This is a genomic window from Arthrobacter sp. P4_H3, assembly GCF_056400885.1.
In genome coordinates this window covers 1-1,436 of the sequence record NZ_JBFUKK010000046.1, presented here as the reverse complement: position 1 = coordinate 1,436, position 1,436 = coordinate 1, and the positions used below count along the sequence as shown (strand labels likewise).

General features: G+C 62.3%; 2 protein-coding genes. Both read right to left on the bottom strand.

Annotation, left to right across the window (positions count from 1 at the left end; genetic code table 11):
* Window positions 1–38 precede the first annotated feature (38 nt).
* Entirely contained in the window at window positions 39–839 is an 801-nt protein-coding gene (locus AC1DRE_RS25065) for an IS3 family transposase (RefSeq protein ID WP_476987164.1), read from the bottom strand.
* Between the two features lie 50 nt (window positions 840–889).
* Window positions 890–1,213: a transposase gene (locus AC1DRE_RS25060; RefSeq protein ID WP_476987163.1), complete on the bottom strand. Its 324-nt coding sequence runs from the start codon at window positions 1,211–1,213 to the stop codon at window positions 890–892.
* Window positions 1,214–1,436 lie beyond the last annotated feature (223 nt).

The window sequence follows — 1,436 nt, the reverse complement described above, 5'->3', positions numbered from 1 at the left end:
TGAACTGGTCCCCGGAAGTTGGACTGCCAAATAGGATCCTAAGCTGCGAGGGCCTGGGCACGGTATTGCACCGGGCTTAGGCCCTCGAGCTTTGTGGAGATCCTTTTGGTGTTGTACCAGTGGATGTATTCCCCTATTGCAGCTGCCAGTGCGTCCGTGTTGAGGAATCGGACGCGGTGGAAGAGCTCTTCCTTGAGGTGGCCGAAGAAGTTCTCCATGACGGCGTTGTCGTAGCAATTGCCCTTGCGGGACATTGACTGGAACGCGCCGGCGCCCTCGATCAGGGTGCGCCAAGAGGCGTGCCGGTATTGGAAACCTTGGTCCGAGTGCACCAGCGGCTGCTGACCGGGCTGCAGAYAGCTCAGGGCSTCACGCAGTGAATCGTTGGTGAGCGCCAGGTTCGGCGACAAGCCCAGCGAGTAAGAAATGATCTGCCGGTCAAAGAGGTCCATGACCGGTGAAAGGTAGAGCTTCCGGTCCCCGACGYTGAACTCCGTCACATCGGTGACCCACTTCTGGTTCGGCGCATCAGCCTCGAACTCCCGGTTCAGCACGTTGGGCGCTACCGCGCCCTGTTCGCCCCGGTAGGAGTTGTAGCGCTTCCTGCGCCGGACCTTGCAGGCCAGCCCAAGGGCCTGCATCAGCTTCAGCACGGTCTTCTTCGCGACCGTCCACCCTTGCTTGAGCAGCTCCGTATGGACCCGCCGGTGCCCGTACCGGCCATGGTTCGTTTCGAAGATCTCCGTGATCGCCGCTTTGAGCTTCTCTTGCGGGTCYGGCGCCTGGAGCCGGGCCTGSTGATAGAAGAACGTGGATCTGGCCAGCCCTGCGACGTCCAACAGGACACCAACCGGATAGTCAGCCTTGAGGGAAACGACGGCTTGAACCTTTACCGTCGTCCCTGTTCCCTCAAGGCCCGCAGTTTTCCCAGGTACGCGACCTCAGCGCGCAGCCGCTCGTTCTCCCGCCGCAACCGCTCAAGCTCGGGCAACTCCGCCGGCGGCGGGGAATCGGGTTTCCGCGGTCTGCCTTTGGGCTTTGGCCGCAGCCCGTCCTCACCGTCCAGACGATACGCCCGGACCCACTTCTGCAGCAGCTCACGGGAGGCCAAACCGGCCTCCACTGCCAGCTCCGGGCCGGRCTCGCCCGCGAGGAACCGCTGCACCAAGGCGAGCTTGAATTCGAAGGAGTACGACCTCGCCGGCCTGCTCACCAGCACTCCTTGCCCATGAATCCTCCACCGCCCATACAGCGCCCTGACCGGCACACAGGGCGCATCCAACAACCGAGCCGCCGCCCGATACCCGACGCCCTTCTCAAACAACGCTACAGCCGCCTCACGCTGCGCCTCAGCCAATGAACTACGTGCATGCATAAAACTGCTCCCCGAAAGCCGGAACTGAATTTCTCAGTCCAACTTCCGGGGAGCAGTTCAA